The organism is Corynebacterium aquilae DSM 44791 (assembly GCF_001941445.1).
GTDB classification, from domain to species: domain Bacteria; phylum Actinomycetota; class Actinomycetes; order Mycobacteriales; family Mycobacteriaceae; genus Corynebacterium; species Corynebacterium aquilae.
Genome location: NZ_CP009245.1, coordinates 377,624 through 400,236, shown reverse-complemented (window position 1 = coordinate 400,236; position 22,613 = coordinate 377,624). Strand labels below are relative to the sequence as shown.

25 protein-coding genes are annotated in these 22,613 nt (G+C 60.3%); 10 read left to right on the top strand and 15 right to left on the bottom strand.

Annotated features, from left to right (window positions below; genetic code table 11):
- Position 1: 1 nt before the first annotated feature.
- From rpmC to rpsJ, 10 genes are read right to left on the bottom strand one after another with little or no spacing between them, the layout of a single operon-like run.
- Positions 2-232 carry a 50S ribosomal protein L29 gene (gene rpmC, locus CAQU_RS01720; RefSeq protein ID WP_075724695.1) on the bottom strand — a complete coding sequence of 77 codons (231 nt, stop codon included), beginning with the start codon at positions 230-232 and terminating at the stop codon, positions 2-4.
- Positions 232-648, bottom strand: a complete 417-nt coding sequence (gene rplP / locus CAQU_RS01715) for a 50S ribosomal protein L16 (RefSeq protein WP_075724693.1) — start codon at positions 646-648, stop codon at positions 232-234. Before rplP ends, rpmC begins: the two co-directional genes overlap by 1 nt.
- A gap of 2 nt (positions 649-650) precedes the next feature.
- The gene (gene rpsC / locus CAQU_RS01710) at positions 651-1,397 is read right to left on the bottom strand and encodes a 30S ribosomal protein S3 (protein WP_075724691.1); all 747 of its coding nucleotides are present in this window, start codon (positions 1,395-1,397) and stop codon (positions 651-653) included.
- On the bottom strand, positions 1,397-1,759 hold the full coding sequence (rplV, locus tag CAQU_RS01705) for a 50S ribosomal protein L22 (RefSeq protein ID WP_075724689.1): 363 nt from the start codon (positions 1,757-1,759) through the stop codon (positions 1,397-1,399). The genes rpsC and rplV overlap by 1 nt, the downstream gene beginning before the upstream one ends.
- A gap of 3 nt (positions 1,760-1,762) precedes the next feature.
- Positions 1,763-2,041 (bottom strand): 30S ribosomal protein S19, encoded by a 279-nt coding sequence (gene rpsS / locus CAQU_RS01700; protein ID WP_013241207.1) that lies wholly within the window; start codon positions 2,039-2,041, stop codon positions 1,763-1,765.
- A 13-nt stretch (positions 2,042-2,054) separates the two neighbouring features.
- A complete protein-coding gene (gene rplB, locus CAQU_RS01695; RefSeq protein ID WP_075724687.1) occupies positions 2,055-2,897 on the bottom strand; it encodes a 50S ribosomal protein L2 in 843 nt (280 codons plus the stop codon).
- Positions 2,898-2,926: 29 nt separating this feature from the next.
- Complete coding sequence (rplW, locus tag CAQU_RS01690) at positions 2,927-3,232, bottom strand: 50S ribosomal protein L23 (RefSeq protein WP_075724685.1); 306 nt, start codon at positions 3,230-3,232, stop codon at positions 2,927-2,929.
- Positions 3,232-3,885: a 50S ribosomal protein L4 gene (gene rplD / locus CAQU_RS01685; protein ID WP_075724683.1), complete on the bottom strand. Its 654-nt coding sequence runs from the start codon at positions 3,883-3,885 to the stop codon at positions 3,232-3,234. Before rplD ends, rplW begins: the two co-directional genes overlap by 1 nt.
- The gene (rplC, locus tag CAQU_RS01680; RefSeq protein ID WP_075724681.1) at positions 3,882-4,538 is read right to left on the bottom strand and encodes a 50S ribosomal protein L3; all 657 of its coding nucleotides are present in this window, start codon (positions 4,536-4,538) and stop codon (positions 3,882-3,884) included. The genes rplD and rplC overlap by 4 nt, the downstream gene beginning before the upstream one ends.
- A gap of 34 nt (positions 4,539-4,572) precedes the next feature.
- Positions 4,573-4,878: a 30S ribosomal protein S10 gene (gene rpsJ, locus CAQU_RS01675; RefSeq protein WP_075724679.1), complete on the bottom strand. Its 306-nt coding sequence runs from the start codon at positions 4,876-4,878 to the stop codon at positions 4,573-4,575.
- A 1,143-nt stretch (positions 4,879-6,021) separates the two neighbouring features.
- On the opposite strand from rpsJ, the gene CAQU_RS01670 reads away from it, so the two are divergent.
- Positions 6,022-6,471 (top strand): Asp23/Gls24 family envelope stress response protein, encoded by a 450-nt coding sequence (locus CAQU_RS01670; RefSeq protein ID WP_075724677.1) that lies wholly within the window; start codon positions 6,022-6,024, stop codon positions 6,469-6,471.
- 7 nt (positions 6,472-6,478) lie between these two features.
- Positions 6,479-6,754 carry a hypothetical protein gene (locus tag CAQU_RS01665; RefSeq protein ID WP_075724675.1) on the top strand — a complete coding sequence of 92 codons (276 nt, stop codon included), beginning with the start codon at positions 6,479-6,481 and terminating at the stop codon, positions 6,752-6,754.
- On the opposite strand, the gene CAQU_RS13330 is transcribed toward CAQU_RS01665, so the two are convergent.
- Positions 6,728-7,057 (bottom strand): hypothetical protein, encoded by a 330-nt coding sequence (locus CAQU_RS13330; RefSeq protein WP_483862390.1) that lies wholly within the window; start codon positions 7,055-7,057, stop codon positions 6,728-6,730. The genes CAQU_RS01665 and CAQU_RS13330 overlap by 27 nt on opposite strands.
- Before the next feature lie 68 nt (positions 7,058-7,125).
- Between CAQU_RS13330 and CAQU_RS01655 the strand changes: the two genes are divergently transcribed.
- The 4 genes from CAQU_RS01655 (at position 7,126) to CAQU_RS01640 (ending at position 10,062) form a co-directional block, all read left to right on the top strand.
- The gene (locus CAQU_RS01655) at positions 7,126-8,229 is read left to right on the top strand and encodes an Asp23/Gls24 family envelope stress response protein (protein ID WP_075724671.1); all 1,104 of its coding nucleotides are present in this window, start codon (positions 7,126-7,128) and stop codon (positions 8,227-8,229) included.
- Complete coding sequence (locus CAQU_RS01650) at positions 8,226-9,035, top strand: DUF6286 domain-containing protein (protein WP_075724669.1); 810 nt, start codon at positions 8,226-8,228, stop codon at positions 9,033-9,035. The genes CAQU_RS01655 and CAQU_RS01650 overlap by 4 nt, the downstream gene beginning before the upstream one ends.
- Complete coding sequence (locus CAQU_RS01645) at positions 9,032-9,598, top strand: Asp23/Gls24 family envelope stress response protein (RefSeq protein WP_075724667.1); 567 nt, start codon at positions 9,032-9,034, stop codon at positions 9,596-9,598. The genes CAQU_RS01650 and CAQU_RS01645 overlap by 4 nt, the downstream gene beginning before the upstream one ends.
- A gap of 197 nt (positions 9,599-9,795) precedes the next feature.
- The gene (locus CAQU_RS01640; RefSeq protein WP_075724665.1) at positions 9,796-10,062 is read left to right on the top strand and encodes a lipoprotein; all 267 of its coding nucleotides are present in this window, start codon (positions 9,796-9,798) and stop codon (positions 10,060-10,062) included.
- A 212-nt stretch (positions 10,063-10,274) separates the two neighbouring features.
- On the opposite strand, the gene tuf is transcribed toward CAQU_RS01640, so the two are convergent.
- The 4 genes from tuf to rpsL all read right to left on the bottom strand — a co-directional run bounded on the left by tuf (position 10,275) and on the right by rpsL (position 15,153).
- Positions 10,275-11,468: an elongation factor Tu gene (gene tuf, locus CAQU_RS01635; RefSeq protein ID WP_075724663.1), complete on the bottom strand. Its 1,194-nt coding sequence runs from the start codon at positions 11,466-11,468 to the stop codon at positions 10,275-10,277.
- Between the two features lie 403 nt (positions 11,469-11,871).
- Positions 11,872-14,001, bottom strand: a complete 2,130-nt coding sequence (gene fusA / locus CAQU_RS01630) for an elongation factor G (RefSeq protein WP_075724661.1) — start codon at positions 13,999-14,001, stop codon at positions 11,872-11,874.
- Between the two features lie 309 nt (positions 14,002-14,310).
- Positions 14,311-14,778, bottom strand: a complete 468-nt coding sequence (gene rpsG / locus CAQU_RS01625) for a 30S ribosomal protein S7 (protein WP_075724659.1) — start codon at positions 14,776-14,778, stop codon at positions 14,311-14,313.
- Between the two features lie 3 nt (positions 14,779-14,781).
- A complete protein-coding gene (gene rpsL / locus CAQU_RS01620) occupies positions 14,782-15,153 on the bottom strand; it encodes a 30S ribosomal protein S12 (protein ID WP_075724657.1) in 372 nt (123 codons plus the stop codon).
- 421 nt (positions 15,154-15,574) lie between these two features.
- Between rpsL and CAQU_RS01615 the strand changes: the two genes are divergently transcribed.
- From CAQU_RS01615 to CAQU_RS01600, 4 genes are read left to right on the top strand one after another with little or no spacing between them, the layout of a single operon-like run.
- On the top strand, positions 15,575-17,200 hold the full coding sequence (locus CAQU_RS01615) for a DUF3375 domain-containing protein (protein ID WP_084562667.1): 1,626 nt from the start codon (positions 15,575-15,577) through the stop codon (positions 17,198-17,200).
- Between the two features lie 6 nt (positions 17,201-17,206).
- Complete coding sequence (locus tag CAQU_RS01610; RefSeq protein WP_075724655.1) at positions 17,207-17,878, top strand: DUF4194 domain-containing protein; 672 nt, start codon at positions 17,207-17,209, stop codon at positions 17,876-17,878.
- Positions 17,875-21,363 carry an ATP-binding protein gene (locus CAQU_RS01605; RefSeq protein ID WP_075724653.1) on the top strand — a complete coding sequence of 1,163 codons (3,489 nt, stop codon included), beginning with the start codon at positions 17,875-17,877 and terminating at the stop codon, positions 21,361-21,363. The genes CAQU_RS01610 and CAQU_RS01605 overlap by 4 nt, the downstream gene beginning before the upstream one ends.
- Entirely contained in the window at positions 21,360-22,520 is a 1,161-nt protein-coding gene (locus CAQU_RS01600; protein ID WP_075724651.1) for a Wadjet anti-phage system protein JetD domain-containing protein, read from the top strand. Before CAQU_RS01605 ends, CAQU_RS01600 begins: the two co-directional genes overlap by 4 nt.
- The last annotated feature ends 93 nt before the right edge of the window (positions 22,521-22,613 follow it).

Genomic DNA, 22,613 nt, shown 5'->3' with positions numbered 1-22,613 from the left:
TTTAAGCCTCAGCTCCCGGAACCACGGACAGGCCCAGCTCACGCTCGCGGATAACGGTGTAAATGCGGGCGATGTCGCGCTTGACCGTGCGCAGGCGGCGGTTGTTGGTCAGCTGGCCGGTAGCCATCTGGAAGCGAAGGTTGAACAGTTCTTCCTTCGATTCCTTCAGGCGAGCAACCAGTTCTTCTTCGGTGAGCTCACGAAGCTCGTGTGCGGGGATACCGGTAGCCATTAGAACTGGTCCTCCTTCTTGACGATGCGGACCTTGCAGGGCAGCTTCTGGCCTGCACGACGAAGAGCCTCGAGGGCAACTTCTTCGTTCGGGTAGCTCATCTCAAACAGGATACGACCCGGCTTGACGTTGGCGACCCACTTCTCCACGGGGCCCTTACCGGAACCCATACGAACGCCGAGCGGCTTCTGGGTCAGCGGACGATCCGGGAAGATGTTGATCCACACCTTGCCACCACGCTTGACGTGGCGGTTGATGGCGATACGAGCGGACTCGATCTGACGGTTGGTGATGTAGGTCGGCTCGAGAGCCTGAATACCGTAGTCACCGAAGGTGATGCGGTTACCGCCCTTGGACACACCGGTACGGGTGGGACGGTGCTGGCGACGGTACTTGACGCGCTTGGGGATAAGCATTCTTAGCCCTCCTGCTTCTGCTCTGCGCGCTGGCGACGCTGGCCACCGCGGCGCGGACGCTCGCGACGGTCACCGCGGCCGCGGCGTTCGGCGGGTGCGTTCAGTTCGCTCTCGCGCTTGCCGCCGACGACGTCACCCTTGTAGATCCACACCTTGACGCCAATGCGACCGAAGGTGGTGTGAGCTTCGTAGGTGCCGTAGTCGATTTCGGCGCGGAGGGTGTGCAGCGGAACGCGACCCTCGTGGTAGCGCTCGGTGCGGGACATCTCGGCACCGCCGAGACGACCGGAGCACACAACCTTGATGCCCTTGACCTGCGGCTGGCGCATCGCGTTCTGGATGGCCTTGCGCATTGCGCGGCGGAATGCCACGCGGTTGGTCAGCTGCTCAGCGATGGACTGTGCCACCAGCTTCGCATTGGCATCGATGTTCTTGACCTCGAGGATGTTGAGGGCGACCTGCTTGCCGGTGAGCTTCTCGAGCTCGGTGCGGATGCGGTCAGCCTCGGCGCCACGACGGCCAATCACGATGCCCGGGCGGGCGGTGTGAATGTCGACGCGGACGCGATCGCGAGTGCGCTCGATGACGACGTCGGCGATGCCGGCGCGGTCGAGGCCCTTGGACAGGAACTCGCGGATCTTGATGTCCTCGGCGAGGTAGTCAGCGTACTGCTTCTCGGCGTACCAGTGAGCCTTCCAGTCGGAAGTAATGCCCAGCCGGAGGCCGTGGGGGTGGATTTTCTGGCCCACTACTGAGCACTTCCCTTCTGGCTCTCGACAACCACAGTGATGTGGCTGGTGCGCTTACGGACGTGGAATGCACGACCCTGAGCGCGCGGACGGAACCGGCGCATGGTGGGGCCCTCGTCGGCGTATGCCTCGGAGATGACCAGGGTCTGCGGGTCCAGGCCGAAGTTGTTCTCTGCGTTAGCCGCAGCGGACTTCACAACCTTGGCGACCGGCTCAGAAGCGCCCTGGGGGGCGTACTTCAGGATGGCCAGTGCCTCGGAAACGGTCTTCCCGCGAACGAGGTCCACCACACGGCGGGCCTTCATCGGGGTGACGCGGACGAAGCGCGCGGTAGCGCGTGCGCTGGTGATTGCTTCACTCATCGCTTATCGACGTCCCTTCTTGTCGTCCTTGATGTGACCCTTGAAGGTCTTGGTCGGGGCGAACTCGCCCAGCTTGTGACCGACCATGGAGTCGTCGACGAACACCGGGACGTGCTTGCGACCGTCGTGGACGGCGAAAGTGTGACCGATGAAGTCGGGGAGAATGGTGGAACGGCGGGACCAGGTCTTGATGACCTGCTTGGTGCCCTTCTCGTTCTGAGCATCAACCTTGGCGAGGAGGTGCTCATCAACGAACGGGCCCTTCTTAAGGCTGCGTGGCATTGTCTACCTCCTCTTAGCGCTTCTTGTTCTTGTTGCTGCGGCGACGACGCATGATCAGCTTGTCGCTCGGGCGGTTGGGCTTGCGGGTACGACCCTCGGGCTTGCCCCACGGGGAAACCGGGTGGCGACCACCGGAGGTCTTACCTTCACCACCACCGTGCGGGTGGTCGACCGGGTTCATAACGACACCACGGACGGTCGGGCGGACGCCCTTCCAGCGCATACGGCCGGCCTTGCCCCAGCGGATGTTGATCTGGTCAGCGTTGCCGACCTCACCCACGGTGGCGCGGCAGCGGATGTCCACGCGACGGATTTCAGAGGAGGGCATACGCAGGATGGCGTACTTGCCTTCCTTACCCAGCAGCTGAATGGAGGTACCAGCGGAGCGTGCCATCTTGGCGCCGCCACCGGGCTTCAGCTCGACGCAGTGCACGGTGGCACCGGCCGGGATGTTGCGCAGCGGCAGGTTGTTGCCGGGCTTGATGTCGGCGTTTGCGCCGGACTCAAGAATGGCGCCCTGCTTCAGGCCCTTGGGAGCGATGATGTAGCGCTTCTCGCCATCTGCGTAGTGCAGGAGGGCGATGTTAGCGGTACGGTTCGGGTCGTACTCGATGTGAGCGACCTTGGCGGTGATGCCGTCCTTGTCATTACGACGGAAGTCGATGACGCGGTACTGGCGCTTGTGACCGCCACCCTTGTGACGGGTGGTGATGTGGCCGTGCACGTTGCGGCCACCGGTCTTGTGCAGCGGGCGCAGCAGGCTCTTTTCCGGAGTGGAGCGAGTAATCTCCTGGAACTCGGAAACGGAGCTCTGGCGGCGACCCGGCGTAGTCGGCTTGTACTTACGAATAGCCATACGAAAATTCCTTACCTTGTCGACTCGCCTTAGGCGGCCGAGCCACCGAAGATGTCGATTGCGTCGGAGCCTTCGCGCAGCGTCACAATGGCACGCTTGGTTGCCTTGCGCTTGCCGTAACCGAAGCGGGTGCGCTTGCGCTTGCCCTCACGGTTAATGGTGTTCACGGAGGCGACCTTCACACCGAAGATCTGCTCGACGGCGATCTTGATCTGGGTCTTGTTGGCGTCCGTTGCGACGAAGAAGGTGTACTGACCCTGCTCCATCAGTCCGTAGGACTTTTCGGAGACAACCGGTGCGATGATGACGTCGCGGGGATCTGCGATAGTGCTCATTACTTATCCTCTCCAGCCGCGCCGGTCACACGGTTCACGAAGCTGTTGAGAGCCTCAACAGAGAACACGACATCGTCGGCGTAAAGCACGTCGTAGGTGTTCAGCTGATCGGCAGCCAGTGCGTGCACGTTCGGCAGGTTGTTGACGGACTTCCATGCGGTCACGTCTTCGCGGCCCAGAACGACCAGCACCGTCTTGCGATCGGTGAGGCGCTCGAGGACGGCGCGAGCGGACTTGGTGGAAGGCTTCTGGCCCTCGACGAGCTCAGCAACGACGTGAATACGGTCGTGGCGAGCGCGGTCGGTGAGGGCGCCGAACAGAGCGGCAGCCTTCATCTTCTTGGGGGTGCGCTGCTCGTAGTTGCGGGGCTGCGGACCGTGGGAGATGCCACCACCGGTGAAGTGGGGCGCACGGATGGAGCCCTGACGAGCACGGCCGGTGCCCTTCTGACGGAAAGGCTTCTTGCCGCCACCGGAGACCATTGCACGGGTCTTGGTGGCGTGGGTGCCCTGTCGCTTAGCTGCGAGCTGAGCGTTAACGACCTGGTGCATCAGAGCGATGCTGGCTTCGCGGTCGAAGATTTCGGCCGGGAGCTCTACAGAGCCGTTGGTCTTGCCATCAGCGGTGTGGACGTCAAGCTTCAGGTTGGTCATGCGTGTGCACCGCCCTTCACTGCGGTCTTAACGGTCACAACGCCACCGCGAACACCAGGGATAGCACCCTTGATGAGCAGCAGGTTAGCGTCGGCGTCAACCTTCTGAACCTTGAGGTTCTGGGTGGTGACGCGGTCATTACCCATACGGCCAGCCATACGGGTGCCCTTGAAGACGCGGCCCGGGGTAGCGCAGGCGCCGATGCCACCGACGCGGCGGTGTGCGGCCTGGTTACCGTGGGATGCGCCCTGGCCGGCAAAGCCGTGGCGCTTCATAGCACCGGCGTAGCCCTTGCCCTTGGAGGTACCGGTGACGTCGACGAACTTGATGCCCTCGAAAATGTCAACGGTGACGTCCTGACCAACTTCGTAACCGGAGACATCGTCCATGCGAATCTCGGTGACGTAGCGGCGGGGGGTAACGCCAGCCTTCTTGAAGTGACCCTGCTGCGGCTTCTTAGCCTTGCGCGGGTCGATGTCGCCGTAGGCGATCTGGATGGCGGTGTAGCCATCGGTTTCGTTGGTGCGAATCTGGGTGACGACGCACGGCCCAGCTTCAACGACGGTAACCGGGATAACGCGGTTGTCCTCGTCGAAGACCTGGGTCATGCCGAGCTTCGTGCCCAGAATGCCCTTAATCTCAGTTTCACTCATTAGTTATTCTCCGCTGCCGAAGTTCTTACGTCGATCACTTAATGTTCACATCGACGCTTGCCGGAAGGTCGATGCGCATAAGGGCGTCGACAGTCTTCGGCGTCGGGTCGAGGATTACGATCAGGCGCTTGTGAGTGCGCATCTCGAAGTGTTCGCGAGAATCCTTGTACTTGTGGGGCGAACGGATAACTGCGTATACGTTCTTTTCGGTAGGCAACGGCACCGGGCCGACCACGCGAGCACCCGTACGGGTGACCGTCTCCACGATCTTGCGTGCAGAAGCATCAATTGCTTCGTGGTCGTAGGCCTTGAGCCTAATGCGGATTTCTTGTCCCGCCACGCTTGTCCTCTTCCTTCGCGGCCCCACATCACACCGAGGTGCGAGAGGTGGGAACTGCTCGATTGATCTCTATAACGTTGTCCGATCCTAAATTTTTAAGGCCGGGCGCAACGCCAGTTGTTACTTGGGTCTTCTGACGACCGGGTGATATCGCGCGGAATGGTAAACAAACCGTGCGAAGTCGAAATGGCCACAGTCATCTGCGCCAAGTGACGGAAGAGGTCCCCCAAGGGGGCTCTTGCCTACTGCCGCTGTTTATTTGCCATGCCCGCAACGAAGAATCGGTCTCCCATCCGATTGCTCGGATGGAACAGCCTCTGGCCCACAACTAGGGGCCATTATGAGGGGTCATGTTTGCTCTGCCACTGGCCACCCGACGGGCAAAACCGGCCGGATGTGTGTGCCTTCGTGTCAAAGCAACCCTGGTAGTTAATCACGCGCACCCCCACCAGCGCAACCCTTCCACCATCGATGTGAGCCGAATAACTCGCAATAATTTTTTGGCCCCTCACCTGCGGGCGCATAAAACTCATCCCGGGGCAAACATTGCTATCCACCCGCGGCAGAGCCCCGACCCCACACCGCGCACCCTCAACGCCCATTCATGCCTATATCTTGCTCCCCTTTCCGCACCGGCATGCCTTTTGCGAGCCAATGGTTGGGCACTGCCGATCCATCGCAGTCCTGCTCCCCCGGCGCTTTCCACTGACAAGCGCCAACTCAGACAGTTTTTCAGCCTTAATGCTTAGCCCAACTGCAAGGGGGGTCTTTTCCCACTCGTCAGTTTTCGGCGCATGCGATGCCTTATTATTAGAAGGCTCGCGGGTTCGGAGTGCTCACCCGGCAGGCCAACTGTCGGGACAGGAGCGGTTTTCCCGCATCCATGGTGGGCAGCAGGGCACCCGAGCACGGGGCATCACGGTTGCCTACAGCGACATGGCCTGACAGGCGTTAATCAGGTTTTGTTCAGGTTCGCCTGTTTTTTCCACATAGTGAACAGTGTTCGAAAAAGGGTGATATGCGGGGCATTTAACGAAAAGGGTTTGAAAACTTTGCCCCCATTTAGCGACCTTGCCTGGGTTTTTTCGTTATTGTCGGAAGTGTTCTATACCAACCCTCATACTTCGAAAAGAGGACGTTTTAATGTCTGAGATCGTCACCAACGAGAACAAGAACGCTCCGGCTCTGGCCACCGACCACGGCCGCACCCACATCGAGGACGTCGTCGTCTCCAAGATTGCCGGCATGGCAGCCCGCGAGGTTTCCGGCGTGCACGCCCTCGGTGGCGGCGCAGCCCGCATGGTCGGCGCCCTGCGCGAGTCCATCCCTGGCTCCCGCACCAACGTCCAGCAGGGCGTGTCTGTCGAGGTCGGCGAGACCCAGGCAGCCGTGGATGTTGCCATCGTCGCCGAGTACGGCGTTGCCATCAACGAGCTGGCTGACGCTATCCGCCAGAACATCATCTACGCCGTTGAGCGCATGACCGGCCTCGAGGTCACTGAGGTCAACGTTGACGTTCACGACGTGCACCTCGACTTCGGCGACGAAGAAGAAGAGGTTCAGGTCGAGGAGCGCGCACCGCGCGTCCAGTAAGTAGCGCATGTTCACTCACGACGAAGCCCAGGCGCTTGTTGAGCGTATCTGTGGCGTCGACGGTGTAGCTGGCATGCATCGTGGTCGTTTCGGTGAGGTGGCGATGCTGTTCCCCGGTGATCGGGTGGGCGGCATCCGCCTCATCGACGACGTGCTCGATGTTCATGTTGTTGCCGACACTTCCGCGAAACGCAACCTGTTTGAGGTTGCCGCGGACGTGGAGGCTGCCGCCCGTGCTGCGGGCGCCAGCAACGTTCTAGTTACATTCGGCGACGCCGCCTAACAGCGCTTTTCGCCATACCAGATAATTTTTGTGATTTTGCGGCCATACCCACACCGCACCGTATGAGGATTGTGTGCCGCCGCCGGGGATGATGTCCCCGGCGGTGCGTACCGACTTTTCTCCCTTGGTGCTCGGTGACTCCGGTTGTGGCTCATCCCAAGTGAGGTTCCTATGAATACCACGAACACCACCCTTGGCGTGCTTGCTGGAAGCATCCTCGCTTTCGCGACCTTGATGTTCGGCCTGTACGGCTTTATTGTTGTTGTCCTTTTCGCCGCGATCGGTGGTGTCATTGGGGCTCACTTCGATGGCCGCCTTGACCTCGGTCAGGTCTTGAGCAACCTGGGCCGCAGCGGTAGGGGCTAGGTCGTATGACTGCCCCACAGACCGAAAACACAGCAACCGGCCACACCATGATTTCCACCAAGGCGGTCACCAAGATCGTTGCTGCCGCGGTGAAATCGGTGCCCGGCACCGCCCAACTCGATTCCGCTTTCTCGCGCTCCTACCCGCGCATCGATGTTCAGGTGGATGACGAGTGCGACACCATGAGCGCCGATATCATCATCGCCGCCACCTGGCCTTCCCCGGTGGTCACCGTAGCGGAAACCGTGCGCGCCACGGTGGACGCGTGGGTGCGGGAGATGACGGGCATTCGCCCCGTGCGCATCAACGTTGTGGTCGGCCCCGTCGAACCCGGCGTAGCTGTCAGTGAGCAGCAGTTGCAGGCCCACGACATCCACCCGCGTCCCCGGCCCGTGACTGTCACCCCCCTTGAGGTCAGCGAGGTTGTCGTGTCGCGGGCGTTGAGCGATGTTCTGCCCGTGACGGTGGACCGAAAAGACACTATTCGCGCTGTCAGTCGGGGTGCTGCCCCCGAGGTGTACTCCCCCGTCCGCGCCCAGCCGCGCCAACTGGTCTCCACGGTGGCGCCCAAGGCGCTGTCGGTGCGCAATGTCGATGTGACACCGAACCGCTTCCACGACAAGCCTGTCACCGTGGCCCCTGCCGCGCAGCTGCGCCGCGTGGCGGTCTTTCCCGCCACCAGCCATCCAGGGCCAGTTCCTGCGGTGGTGCCGCAACCGCTGAAGGCGATTACCGCACAGCGCCCAGAAATCCTGGCGCACCCGCGCCCGGAACCGCGGCCGACGATCCCTGTCACCATCGCAGAGCCGGTGCCCACGATCACGCCCCGCGTGCTTCCGGCCGCACCACTGACTCCGGTGGGGGTGGCCTCACGGCCACTGAAGCAGGTCACCATCGCGCGGCGTAATCTGCGGCGCGTGCACACCCCGCGACCCATCACCCCCACCCCGGTGACGGTGCGTTCGAAGATGACCACGCTGAAAACTCCCCGAGTTACCCCGCGCACGATCATCATTCCGCAAGCCCCGCGGGCTCGAGCCGCAGCCGTATCGAAGCAGGGGCGCACCATCATTGACCACGACGCATCAGAATCGAGGAGGCAGTCATGACCCGCGACTCCGGTAAACACCGCCTCGTCGATGACGAGCCGGTCATCGACCACACCCAGGACACCACCCCGGCAGAACACGATGACTTTGCCTCATCTGCCGGCGAGAACGAGTCCTTGGTGGAATTCCACTCCGTCGACGAGGACATCGCAATGGATCAACACCCAGTAGAGTCCGACGCCCCCGTCGAGGTCGCCCCCGTCGTCGCCGAAGAACAACCCGTCATCGTGCCACCGGCAACCCCCGGGGTGCCGGCACTGATCGAAGGCGCACCCGCCCCCAAACACCCCGCCGCATCGCCCGTGGCACGCTACATCGCGATCATCTTCGGGCTGCTGCTCGGCGCCTTGGGTGTACTAGCTATCCGCGAGTACTGGTTGTTCACCGAACACGCACGCGGACAGTCCTTCCTCAAACCCACCCTCGAGGCGATTCCCGACTGGCCCGCCGAACCGTGGCTGCTGCCCGTCGGCATCGTCGGGGTCATGCTGGGTGTGTTCCTCGTCTACATCGCGTTCCGCCCGCGCATCAAGACCCACCGCCGCCTTGGCGGCGCCGTCAACGTGTGGCTACGCCCGGTGGATGTTGCCCGCATGTGCACCGCACACGCTGAGAAGGTTCCGGGTGTGCTCCGCGCACACACCACCGCCTCCGCCCGCAGCGTCATCGTCCACATCCAAGGCGATAACACCGACCCGACCCTGGCCGGCCGAGTAGAGCAAACCCTGCTGCCCCTGGTCTCCGAGCTGCAGAAGACCCCGAATCTGAAGATCAAGTTCAACCGAAAGGGAGGCGAAGAACAATGACCCGTTCCCTAGCTTTCGTCGACCGACTCATCACCCTGATCTTCGGCCTCGCTCTGCTCGCACTGGGTACTTTCTTCATTGCGATCAACTTCGGGGAGCGCCACGCCCTGGATGCCCAGGATTGGATGAAACTGGACACCTGGCCGGCAGCCTATGACTGGGAGTACCTCCCGGCCAGCCTGCTGGCAGGCGGAATCCTGGCAACCCTGATCGGGCTATGGCTGATCGTGGCGAATCTCAAACGCCGCCGCGTTGCCCGCATGAACTCCAGCAACAACTCCCCGCTCGGCACCATCACCGTCAACGTCGCCAACGTTGCCGACGCCATGGCCGAGTCCCTGGAGCAACTGCCCAAGGTCAACCGGGCTTCTGCCAAGGTTGTCACCGACCGCAAGGTCAAGACCCTGGAGCTCACCGTCACCGCCGACCCGACCGTGGATGTCATCTCCCTCAAGCGCGCCATCGCGCAACAGGAAGCCGCCTTCCGCAGCGCGGTCCGCGATATGAACCTGGCAAGCTCCTATCGCATCCACCTCGGCCCCGTAGAGCGCGGAGCCCTCTAGGCCCTAGGTACGGCTTAACGCTAAGGGTGTTCCTTCATTCGCAAGGAGCACCCTTTTTTTCATGCCCTGGAAACCCCCAGGGTGCAAAGACCCTATAGGCCCAGGTGCACCAATGAGGAATGTGCCGAATGCACGCCAATGCGCTGCCAAGCCCATCGGATATGATGAGACGACATTAACGACAGGAGAAAACCCCTATGCGCCGCATGGCCCTCGCCCTTGGCTGCTTGCTAGTTCTTTCCGGCTGTAACGACTCAGCTAGCACCCCTGAGCAAACCTCTGAGCCCCCGCACGTCGTGGCGTGCCTAGATGCCTATGAGGGCGCTTCGAAGTTCTCCGATGGTTCGGTGGGTTATAGCGACTATTGCAAGGTCTTCGGTAATGGCCCGGTGTATTCCTCCGAGGACGGCGACGGCCAGGGCGACGGCTCGGTCGCCGTGAATGTGGAACCCTCCCAGCACTAAACACCTCCCCTACAGCTGCTCTAAAGGGTAGCCTCCTGAGTTTCTCATCGGCCTAGGCCTCAACTTTGGGCCTAATGAGAGGGGGGCCTGCACACGCTTGTGGTGTGCAGGCCCCGTCTTTTTTGCGCATAAGCTAAACCCCCGCTTTTCCCTTTGAGGGGTAAAGCGGGGGTTTAGGACAGCGTGTGTCGGATTAGATCCGGCAGGCAGTGTTACTTGATGATCTTGGTAACACGGCCGGCGCCCACGGTGCGGCCACCCTCACGGATAGCGAAGCGCAGGCCCTCGTCCATAGCGACGGGCTGGATCAGGGTGACGGACATGTCGACGTTGTCGCCAGGCATAACCATCTCGGTGCCCTCAGGCAGCTTCACAACACCGGTAACGTCGGTGGTGCGGAAGTAGAACTGCGGACGGTAGTTGTCGAAGAACGGGGTGTGGCGGCCGCCCTCATCCTTGGACAGGATGTAGACGGAGCCCTCGAACTCGGTGTGGGGGGTGTATGCGCCCGGAGCAGCAACGATCTGGCCGCGCTCGACGTCCTCACGCTTGATACCACGGAGCAGCAGACCACAGTTGTCGCCAGCCTCGGTGTAGTCGAGCAGCTTGCGGAACATCTCGATACCGGTAACGGTGGTCTTGGTGGACTTCTCGCGGATACCGAGGATCTCGACCTCGTCGTTGACGTTCAGCTGGCCGCGCTCAACACGACCGGTAACGACGGTGCCACGACCGGTAATGGTGAAGATGTCCTCGATCGGCATCAGGAACGGCTTGTCGGTCTCACGGACCGGATCCGGGATGGAGTCGTCGCAAGCCTGCATGAGCTCAACGATCTTAGCGGTCCACTCCGGGTCACCCTCAAGAGCCTTGAGAGCGGAAACCTGGATGATGGGAGCCTCTTCGTCGAAGTCCTGCTCTGCGAGCATCTCGCGAACTTCCATCTCGACGAGCTCGATCATCTCTTCGTCGACATCCGGGGAGTCACACTTGTTCAGAGCGACGAGGATGTAGGGAACGCCAACCTGGCGAGCAAGCAGAACGTGCTCACGGGTCTGCGGCATCGGGCCGTCGGTAGCGGCGACCACGAGGATAGCGCCGTCCATCTGAGCAGCGCCGGTGATCATGTTCTTGATGTAGTCGGCGTGGCCGGGAGCATCGACGTGAGCGTAGTGACGCTTCTCAGTCTGGTACTCAACGTGGGAGATGTTGATCGTGATGCCACGCTCCTTCTCCTCCGGTGCCTTATCGATGGAGTCGAAGGCGAAAGCCTGGTTGAGATCCGGGTATTCGTCAGCCAGAACCTTGGTGATGGCTGCGGTCAGAGTGGTCTTACCGTGGTCGACGTGACCAATGGTACCAATGTTGACGTGCGGCTTTGTACGCTCGAACTTCGCCTTTGCCACTGTATGTCCTCCTGGACTTCGCGGTGGCTACGACTCTCGCAGCCACGTAAGGTGGTGTACTACTTGGCAACAACCGCATAATGTGCGGCCGCTAAAAAGTAGCGGTTTACTTTGTGCCAGTTACCCGATACTAGAGACACATCGCGTGATTAACAAATCCTGCGGCGTGTCGTTGTCATTTTCAGGGGTAACGGCCCGGTCAGTTTCTCGAATTTCCACAGCACATGTGTGGTGCCGAGAAACTCACCGGACCGCCCCCGCCATATTCACGATTGCTCATGAACCTGGCGGGGAGGGAAGCTTTCCCGGCAGATACTGCCGCGGACAAGCTCTCCCTTAAGGTGTACTCCCCGCCCCTGGCTGCAAGCTGTGAATGTTCACTTCTTGCGGGCGGGGAAGTCTTTTAGTTAGCGGTGCCGTTGCGCTCGGCGATGATGTCGGTAGCAACGTTGGCCGGAACCTCGGCGTAGGAGTCGAAGATCATGGAGTAGTTCGCACGACCCTGAGTCTTGGAACGCAGGTCGCCGACGTAGCCGAACATCTGGGACAGCGGAACCTTAGCCTTGACCAGCTTGGCGCCGGCGCGGTCTTCCATGGCCTGAACCTGGCCACGGCGGGAGTTCACGTCGCCGATAACCTCGCCCATGTACTCCTCGGGGGTGGTGATCTCCACGGCCATGACCGGCTCCAGCAGGACCGGCTTTGCCTTGGCGACAGCTTCCTTCAGGGCCTGGGAACCAGCAACCTTGAAGGCCATTTCGGAGGAGTCAACTTCGTGGTATGCACCGTCGAGGACGGTGGCCTTGATGTTGACGAGCGGGAAGCCAGCCAGGTAGCCGTACTGCATTGCGTCCTGGATACCAGCGTCGACGGAAGGAATGTATTCCTTCGGGATGCGACCACCGGTGACGGCGTTCTCGAACTTGTAGATAGCGGACTCGCCCTCTTCGAGGGAGTCTGCATCCGGAGCGTAGGGCTCGATCGCGATGATAACGCGAGCGAACTGACCGGAACCACCGGTCTGCTTCTTGTGGGTGTATTCGAGCTTCTCGACGGGCTTGCGGATGGTCTCGCGGTAAGCAACCTGCGGGGCACCCACGTTTGCCTCGACCTTGAATTCGCGCTTCATGCGGTCAACCAGGACGTCGAGGTGGAGCTCGCCCATGCCGCCGATGACGGTCTGGCCGGTTTCCTCGTCGAGCTTGACGGTGAAGGTCGGGTCCTCTTCGGCCAGCTTCTGGATAGCGTTGGACAGCTTCTCCTGGTCGGCCTTGGTCTTCGGCTCGATAGCGACCTCGATCACCGGATCCGGGAAGTCCATGGACTCCAGGATGATCTGGTTGTTGGGGTCACACAGGGTGTCACCGGTGGTGGTGTCCTTCAGGCCGATGAACGCGTAGATGTTACCTGCGCGTGCCTCGTCGACCGGGTTCTCCTTGTTGGCGTGCATCTGGAACAGCTTGCCGATGCGCTCCTTCTTACCCTTGGTGGAGTTAGCCACCTGTGCGCCCGGCTCAACGACACCGGAGTACACGCGGACGAAGGTCAGCTTGCCGAAGAAGGGGTGAGCGGCAATCTTGAAGGCCAGAGCTGCGAAGGGCTCCTCAACAGAGGGCTTACGGGTCAGCTCGGTGGTGTCGTCGCCGACAGCGTGGCCGTGAACCTCGCCGATGTCCAGCGGGGTCGGGAGGTAGTCGATGACTGCGTCGAGCAGCGGCTGGATGCCCTTGTTCTTGTAGGCGGAGCCACACAGAACGGGGTAGACCTCGGAAGCGACGGTCATCTTGCGGATGGCAGCCTTGATTTCCTCGGTGGTCAGCTCTTCGCCGCCGAAGTACTTCTCCATGAGCTCTTCGTCGGACTCGGCAACGGTCTCGAGGAGCTTCTCGCGGTACTCAGCAGCCTTGTCGGCCAGGTCGGCGGGGATCTCTTCGATGGTGGCGTCAGCGCCAACCTCGACCTTGCCGCGCCAGGTGATGGCCTTCATCTCGATGAGGTCGACGACGCCGTCGAAGTCATCCTCAGCGCCGATCGGCAGCTGCATAACCAACGGCTTAGCGCCGAGGCGGTCAATGATGGTCTGGACGGTGAAGTAGAAGTCTGCACCCATCTTGTCCATCTTGTTGACGAAGCAGATACGCGGGACGTCGTACTTGGCAGCCTGACGCCACACCTGCTCGGACTGCGGCTCAACGCCTTCCTTGCCGTCGAAGACGGCGACTGCGCCGTCGAGGACACGCAGGGAACGCTCGACCTCGACGGTGAAGTCGACGTGGCCGGGGGTGTCGATGATGTTGATCTGGTTACCGTTCCAGAAACAGGTGACAGCAGCGGAGGTAATGGTGATACCGCGCTCCTTCTCCTGCTCCATCCAGTCGGTGGTCGAGGCACCGTCGTGGGTCTCGCCGACCTTACGGTTGATACCGGTGTAGAAGAGGATGCGCTCGGTAGCGGTGGTCTTACCGGCATCGATGTGGGCCATGATGCCGATGTTGCGAACCTTCTTGAGGTCCTTAAGCACTTCTTGTGCCACTTTTACTTCCCAACTTTGCGTTTCTTAAAAGAATGTGTCGCCCAACACCCCGCCCTACCACGACCGCCTCACAGCGCGAGGGGATCACACCAGGGTTGGTGGGATGGTTTATTCAGTGAACGGGCGAAGGTTGTTCACAGCTATTCTGCCACGTCAACGCGATACGCGTCGGGGCAGAGCCACCCAAGGTGAACGACCAGGGGTGGCCGCATACACGTCCGCCCCGCCCGCGGCGCCGGGTCCGAAGGCCACACAATGGTGGTTGGACAAGCGTCGACGAGGCGGGGCGAAAGTGCATGAATGAGGCTCTTACCAGCGGTAGTGGGCGAAAGCGCGGTTGGCTTCGGCCATCTTGTGGGTGTCCTCGCGACGCTTCACGGAAGCGCCGAGGCCGTTAGCGGCATCGAGGATCTCGTTGGCGAGACGCTCAGTCATGGTGTTCTCGCGACGCTGGCGGGTGAAGTTCACCAACCAACGCAGAGCCAGGGTGTTTGCACGGCCGGGGCGAACCTCAACCGGAACCTGGTAGGTGGCGCCACCAACACGGCGGGAGCGGACCTCGAGGTCGGGCTTGATGTTGCCCAGAGCCTTGTCGAGGGTACCGACCGGGTCGGTACCGGTCTTCTCGCGGCACATTTCGAGGGCACCGTAGACGATGCGCTCGGCGGTGGACTTCTTGCCGTCCAGCAGGACCTTGTTGACCAGCTGGGTCACGACCTCAGAGCCGTACACCGGGTCCTTGACGACGGGGCGCTTCGGGGCTGCACCTTTACGCATGGTTTACTTCTCCTTCTTGGCGCCGTAGCGGGAGCGGGCCTGCTTGCGGTCCTTGACACCCTGGGTGTCGAGGGTGCCGCGGATGATCTTGTAACGGACACCGGGAAGGTCCTTCACACGACCACCACGCACGAGCACCATGGAGTGCTCCTGCAGGTTGTGGCCCTCGCCCGGAATGTATGCGGAAACCTCAATACCGGAGGTCAGGCGCACACGGGCAACCTTACGGAGAGCGGAGTTCGGCTTCTTCGGGGTGGTGGTGTACACACGGGTGCACACACCACGACGCTGCGGGGAGCCCTTCAGGGCCGCAGTCTTGACCTTAGCGGTCTTATCGTGGCGGCCCTTACGGACCAGCTGCTGAATAGTAGGCATAAACCATCTTTCATATGTGACCGGCCCGGCGTAGACAGCTACCTGGGTACCTAATTCGAGGCTATGGTGCTGGAGCTTCGCCAATGACTCCTGCCAAAACTGGGGGAGCCGATCGCAACCACACTGTACAAAGAATTCGGGGAAAAGCGCTCGATGAGTTCTTTTCCTAAGAAGTGCGGGCTGCGCCCAACCGGTCGGTGTTCTTCATTGTCCGTACGTCTGGTGCCGCGGGGCGACACAAGGCGCACTTATCCCAAAACACTGGGACTAGACAACACTACCGCAGGTCTTCGGCATCTACTAATTATTGTTAGGCACTTCACTTACCCCCTTGTATACCCTTGGCCCCGCTTGGCCCCTCCGCAGACTTGGCTTCCAAAGCGACACCAACTCCCGTCGGTGTTGATTAGGGTTTCTGTTTATGGACACTGCGGCCTCAATCCCCCCACACCCCGGCATCAACTACGGCGACCACACACCTTTAGCCGCAACGCAGCCCGCCGGCACCGATTCGGGCCAACAGTTCAGCCCGCGCCTGGACACCACCCCCACCACACCGCAGGCAATCGGCATTGTCGCCCACGCCCTGACCAATCAAAGGCTCGCCGAGTCAAGCCCCGCTTGGGCACTTCTACGCGCCGACAATGGCCCCATCATCGCCGCAACGTTGGGTCACATCTTCCACGCCGGCAGGCGATCCATTGAAGGCTCACGCCTGGTGGAGGAAGTAAGCGATGCTCTAGAACAACTCCGCACCCATTTCGAACTCCCCCGCACCGCCATCGCCTACATCAACGATTGGGTCAAACAGGGCTATCTCATCCGCCGCAGCCCCCAGCGCAGCACAGAAGAAACATATGAATTAAGCACCCAAGCGCACACCGCACTGGACTACGTCTTCCAACTATCCTCCCCCAGCAGCAGCGCCACCCGTTCACGATTAGCAACGCTGACAGACCAGCTCACCAAACTAGCCAACACCACCGACCCCAATAGCCACGCCGTCATCGAACGCCTAGAGGAAGAAAAAGCCCTCATCGACGCGCGCATCGCACGAATCAAGCAACAAGGTGTCGATGTCATCAACGAAACAGCAGCACTAGAACACGCCAACGACATCCTCACCCTCGTCCGCGAAATGCCCGCCGACTTCAGCCGCGTCCGATCCGACGTCGAAGAACTCGCCACCAGCCTCCGCAGCAGCATCCTCACCCGCGATATCAGCGCAGCCAGCGTCCTCGAAAACGTCTTTCGCGGCGTCGACCTCATCAACGACTCCGACGCCGGCCGCTCCTTCCACGGCTTTTACGAACTGCTCTTCGACCCAGAAGCCTCCGCCCACCTATCCGCCTCACTATCCGCAGTCCTATCCCGCCCCTTCATGCAAAACATGGACCGACACAAACGTGAGGAACTCGCCTGGCTGATCAGGAACCTCGAAGGGGCCGCCACCGAAGTCCACGACTCCATGACCCAACTCGCACGCTCGCTCCGCCGCTTCGTGCAATCCCGCGAAGCCGAAAGCAGCCAAGCCCTGCTCAGCGCAATCACCGACGCCCAAGCACTGGCCGCACAAGTCGGCGCCACCACCAAACCAACCAAAGCACTCGGCATCGACCTCGAACTGACCACCCGCTCCCTCCAACCCATATCAAGACTCACCCTCCACGACCCCAAAGAATCCTTCATCGACGACGTCCTCGCAGAAGCACCCCCAGGAAATGCCAGCCTCGAAGAATTAGCCGCCCGCGTCCGCGAATCCGAAATCGACTTCGCCGAACTCCAACACAACATCAACGACGTCCTCACCCAACAACACACCGCCACCATCGGCGAAATCATCACCATCCACCCCTGCACCCAAGGCCTAGCAAGCGTTGTCGGCATGCTAAAACTCGCATTCGACAACGCCCAACCACTCGGCGGCACCGAAACCATCGAATGGGACAGCCCCCACGGACGCATGCGCACCCACGTCCCCACCTGGATGTTCACCCGCAACCCCGCAGAAAAACACACACCCCCACCCGCAAGTACCCAAGGATAAACACACGTGACTGACGTGGAACCCACCAACAGCACCCAACTCACCGACAACGACACCGGCACCCTCGACGCCGCCCAACGCAGAGCACTCGGACAACTCCTCCGCGGGCCTTACGTGTCCGCAACAAAACACCCCGAAATCTTCCGCACCGTCACCGCCCACCAAAAGCTCCTGCGCAGCCACCTAGACAACCTCTTCCTCACCCTCATCGTCGACGACGCCTCCGGAATCGCCTACGCCAAAAGCTGGGACACCGAACTAGAAGACTCCCGCCAACTCTTCCGCAGCGTGCCTCTCACCTTCATCCAATCAGTCACCCTGCTACATCTACGCCGCGAACTCGTGCTCACCTCACCCAACCAACGCACCATCGTCGACCAAGAAGAAACCTTCGAAGCCATCGAGCACTACCTCCAAGCCACCGGCACCGACAAAGCCGCCAAACGCAAACGCTTCCAAGCCAGCTGGCAAAAACTGCAGGACTACTCCCTGATCACAAAAACCCGCACCCCCGGCCGCTACGAAGTATCCCCCGTCCTGCGCCTGATCTTCGACGCAGAAAAAATCGCCGCCCTCACACAAGCCTACGAAGACCTCCTCCACCCCCAAACACCACCCAACACCAACAACCCCGACACCCCCAACAACCCCGCAGACAACGAAACCCCCACCCCATGAACACCATCACCACAGCACCCACCACAGCCACACCACTACCCGGCCAATACCGGCTCGCCCAACTAGACGTCGCAAACTGGGGCACCTTCGACGGACTCCACCACATCCCCATCGCACGGAAAGGCTTCCTCATATCTGGAGGCTCCGGCTCCGGAAAATCAACCCTCATCGACGCACTCACCGCAGTCATCACCCCACCCAACCGCCAAAGCTTCAACAGCGCCAGTGGCGATAAAGGACGCAGCCTCATCTCCTACTGCCGCGGAGCCTGGAAACGCGTCCACGCCAGCGACATCGACGAAGTCACCAACAGTTACCTACGCACCGGAGGAACCTTCAGCGCCATCGCCGTGCGCTACGACAACGGCCTCGGCCAAACCATCTCCGCGGTCAGAATGATGTTCCTCACCGCCAGCTGCATGAACGCCTCCGCCATCACCAACCTCTTTTTCATCACCCCCGGGGCCGTCGACCTCCAACAACTCAAAAAACTAGCCAACTCCAAAAACCGGGCAGCAACAGCCAAAAAGATCCTCCCCCAACTCCTCCACGTCGGCCCCTCACACACAAAATTCCTCACCTCCCTCCGCAGCCACATCGGCATCCCCGACGAACAAGCACTCAACCTGCTGCACTACACCCAAGCCGCAAAACAACTCAGCGACCTCAACGAACTGATGCGGACGTTCATGCTGCCCGAACCAGACACCCTCAAAACCGCAGCAGACGCCGTCGCACAATTCGAAGAACTCCACAGCGCCTACCTATCCGTCACCGCCGCCAAAAAACAAATCGAAAAACTCACCCCCATCAGGCAAGCCGACCTGACCATCGCAGAATTTAACGCCCAAGCCAAACAACTTACTCAAGACGCCACAGCACTCGAACGCGTCGTACTCGAAATCACCGAAACCTCCCTCCAAACCCAACTCGACGACTGCACCTCACAACGCAACGCCCTCGAACACAAACTATCCACCCTCCGCGACGCCATTGCCCACGTCAACAAAAACCGCACGCTAATCCAACACCAACTCGACGGCCGAGCGGACGCCGAACTACCCAAACTCACCGCCGAACACGACAACGCCACAAAAGAACTAGCGCGCGTGCAACAAGCCGCCGACACCTTCAGCCACTTACTCCAACAACTTCAAGCCCTCTACCCCACCAACGAGGACAGCTTCCGCGAACTCCTAGCCCAAATAGCAACCACCCAAAAAGACATCGACCAAGAACTCAACCGCAAACAGAAACAACGCAAGGACCTCTACACCACCGAAGGCGTGGCACAACTTAACCTCAAAGCAGCCCGCGACGAACTCGAAGCAGTTCGAAAAACCGGCTCCGCGCTCGACAGCCGGCTCACCCACGCCCGCAGCATCATCTGCCGCCATACCGGCCTACACTCCCACGACCTGCCCTTCATCGCCGAACTGATCTACATCGACGAAGAACACGCCCACTGGCAACCCGCAGCAGAAAAGCTGCTAGCAAGTCTGGGACGCACCATGATTGTCCCCGACGAGCACTACACAACAGTCGCCAAAGCCATCAACGACAACAACCTCCGCACCCGCCTGAGCTACCGGCGACTCACCCGCCGCCACGAACACGCACACCCCCACCCTTTCGAACCCAACACCATCGCATCCCTGATCACCGTCGAACCTGGGCGCTGGCACGCCTACCTCCAGGCGCAACTTTCCGAACGATTCAACTACCGACTCGTCACCAGCGTCGAGGAATTCACCACCACCGACAAGGCGATTACCCAACAAGGCCAGATCAAACACTCCGCAACACGGCACGAAAAAGACGACCGCGCATTAAGCAACGATCGCTCCCGCTGGGTGCTATCAAAAAACTCGGACACCAAAATCGAGGCGCTGACCGCCTTGATCTCCAAACTGACCAAGGAATACGACACGGCACACGCCAACTCCGAAGCCATTGATCAGCAGTTTTCTCAGCTCAACACGCAGAAAAACATTTGCCATCGGCTTCTCGAAACCACCGCCTACGCCGACATCGACGTCGAATCTGCGCGGTTGCGCGTCACCCAACTGCAACAGGCCCTTGAGGAACTATCCCAACAAGACCCTGACACTGCACGACTCAACCGCCAACTCGCCGACCTCGACGCCCAAGCACATGCACATGATCAGCAACGATCATCGCTAGACCAGCAGCTCGGTGCGATGCGAACCACGATCGACAACACCCAAAAACAGCTCGAAAACGTCTCTGTCCGACTCCAGCACATTCCCCCCATCCCCACTGACACCCGGACGCGGCTCAATGAGCGCATCAACCGGCATACCCGACGCGCCCACATCAACAACATCGAGGAAGTACGCAACGCCGTCTCAAAGGACATTGACGCTGACCTCAAGGCAGCGAATGAAACTGTCAACAAAGCCGAAGGAAAAGCCATCGGTGCCATGGCCGAATTCCGGACAACGTGGCCGGAGCGTACAGGTGATTTTGCCAGCGGTCTCGACGGCCGCGGGGACTTTCTTGCGCTACTCGACAAACTAGAGCGCGACGATCTACCGCGCTTCGAAGACAAATTCGTTGAACTGCTGCGCAACCAAACCCAGGACAACATCTCTCGCCTGCTCACCCAAATTCGCCAAGCTCCGGGCAGAATCCGTGAGGAACTCACCCCCGTCAACGATGGGTTGCGCCAGGTGTACTTCGATAAAGGAACCCACCTTCAGATCCACGTTAAAGACAGCCTTCCACAGCAGGCACGACAGTTCATTGACCAGCTTCGCACCGCAGTCGATGGGTTGCTTATCGACGAGACGGCCGAAGACGCCGAGAAGCGCTTCCTGGTGCTCAAAGACATCATCGACAAGCTTCAAGTCAGCGACAAAAACCCCGCGCGCCTGCTCAAACTGCGTCTCGATACCCGCCTGCATGTGAGCTTCCTTGGCGTCGAAATCGACGATGAGGGTCACGAAGGCGCCGTATACGATTCCTCCGCCGGCCTATCAGGTGGGCAGGCGCAAAAACTCGTGTTCTTCTGCCTCGCCGCAGCCCTGCGTTACCAGCTAACCGGCGCAGGTGTTGCCACCGCGCGGGCCAGGCGCGGACGCCTAGAGCTCGAAGGAACCGTCTACCCTGCCTACGGAACCGTTGTGCTGGATGAAGCGTTTGCCCTGTCAGACACGAACTTCACGCGCTATGTGCTGAGTGTCTTCACCGCATTCGGATTCCACATGATCTTGGCTACCCCGGAAAAAATGCTGCAAACTTTGCAAGACTACATTGGCGGGTTGGCTGTCATTCGCTGCCCTGACAGGCAACGCTCCGACGTAACTCTCCTGCCAGTGGAACGTCTGTCCAGCCTCACGAACGACGACACCGCAACCGCCAGTGAGCGAAATTCTGCAGCACACGACGAGGAAGTTCCACAATTGCCTGCGAAGCCCGCGCAATCCGGGCAACAGGAACTGTTTGAGGTTGAAAACTCATGAAAACTGTTGCCGACGTCTGCGAGCAAGTGTGGCGCTCGTATAGAAACTCCTATCGGGATCGAGTACTGGGCGATGATTCCCCACTCAGTATTGCCCTCGCCGTCCCTACCGCGCGGCAAGCAATAGACAATCCCCAGGCAGTGCGCGACTTCATTGCGCACTGGTCACAGGACCCTTTGCCCGGCGAAGTCGAGTGGATCACCAAATCGCTGGGCCATTTTGGGCGCACACAATTGCCGGCTCGCATTCGTTTCCGCAACAGCACCGATATCGCCACAGTCGCCAGCATGTCCACTGCAAAAGACGCCACCTCCGTTGCGGTTTGCCCAACCCAATTTGAACAGGCCCGCAGCAACGTACACCGGCTACGCGAGGCATTCCCGGATGCTGATATACGCAAGCTGCGTTCCTGCATGGCGTCCTGGGCGAGGCTAGACAGCAAACATCTGGGATCAGTCATTACTGTGGCGCACTGGATTTCCGAGAATCAATCCAGCATTTCCTCGATGTCTGAGCGCGACCTCCCCGTTGAAGGCGTGGACACCAAATGGTTTTCCCACCACCGGGCTGTGATCGAAGCGCTGGTGGGTAAGCAAACCTTCGGCAACACCAGCAGGCTCATCGATTTGAGAAGCCTTGATGAAAGTATTTCGATTGCCGGTTTCCGTCGGATTGGGCTGGCTTTCGAGGAATTATCGGACCCCGATTTTCTTCTTTCCTGTGTTCCTCACCCGCCACAACGGATCGTGGTGGTCGAGAATCTGGCGAGCTATCACAGCTTGCCCGCTGTGCCCTCGACTCTTGCAATTTTTGGGGCAGGCTACGCTGCTCGCGAATTAGCACTCCCCTGGCTGTCGGAAGTCGACGTGTTGTACTGGGGCGATATAGACACCCACGGATTGAATATCCTCAGCGCTTTCCGAGTACATGCACCCCACGCACAAAGCGTGCTGATGGATATTGCAACTGCACGCCGGTGGGAGAACCTTGCTGTTGAAGAAACTGCACCGGCTCCACAAGCCGGGGCACATCTCAGCATGGAGGAATCACTCCTTTTCGACTGGCTATGTGACCACCCCTTCCCTTTCCGCTTGGAGCAGGAGCGTCTGCCTAAAGATGCGGTGCGAACGGCGTTTGATCGGGCGATCATCCCCTAGAAGATCCCAGCGGCCGAAAAGTACGCGACCGTTTCCCCCCTGGCTGCGGGTTACTTGGTGGTTGAGCATTGCTGTTGGCATACCCTTTTGCGT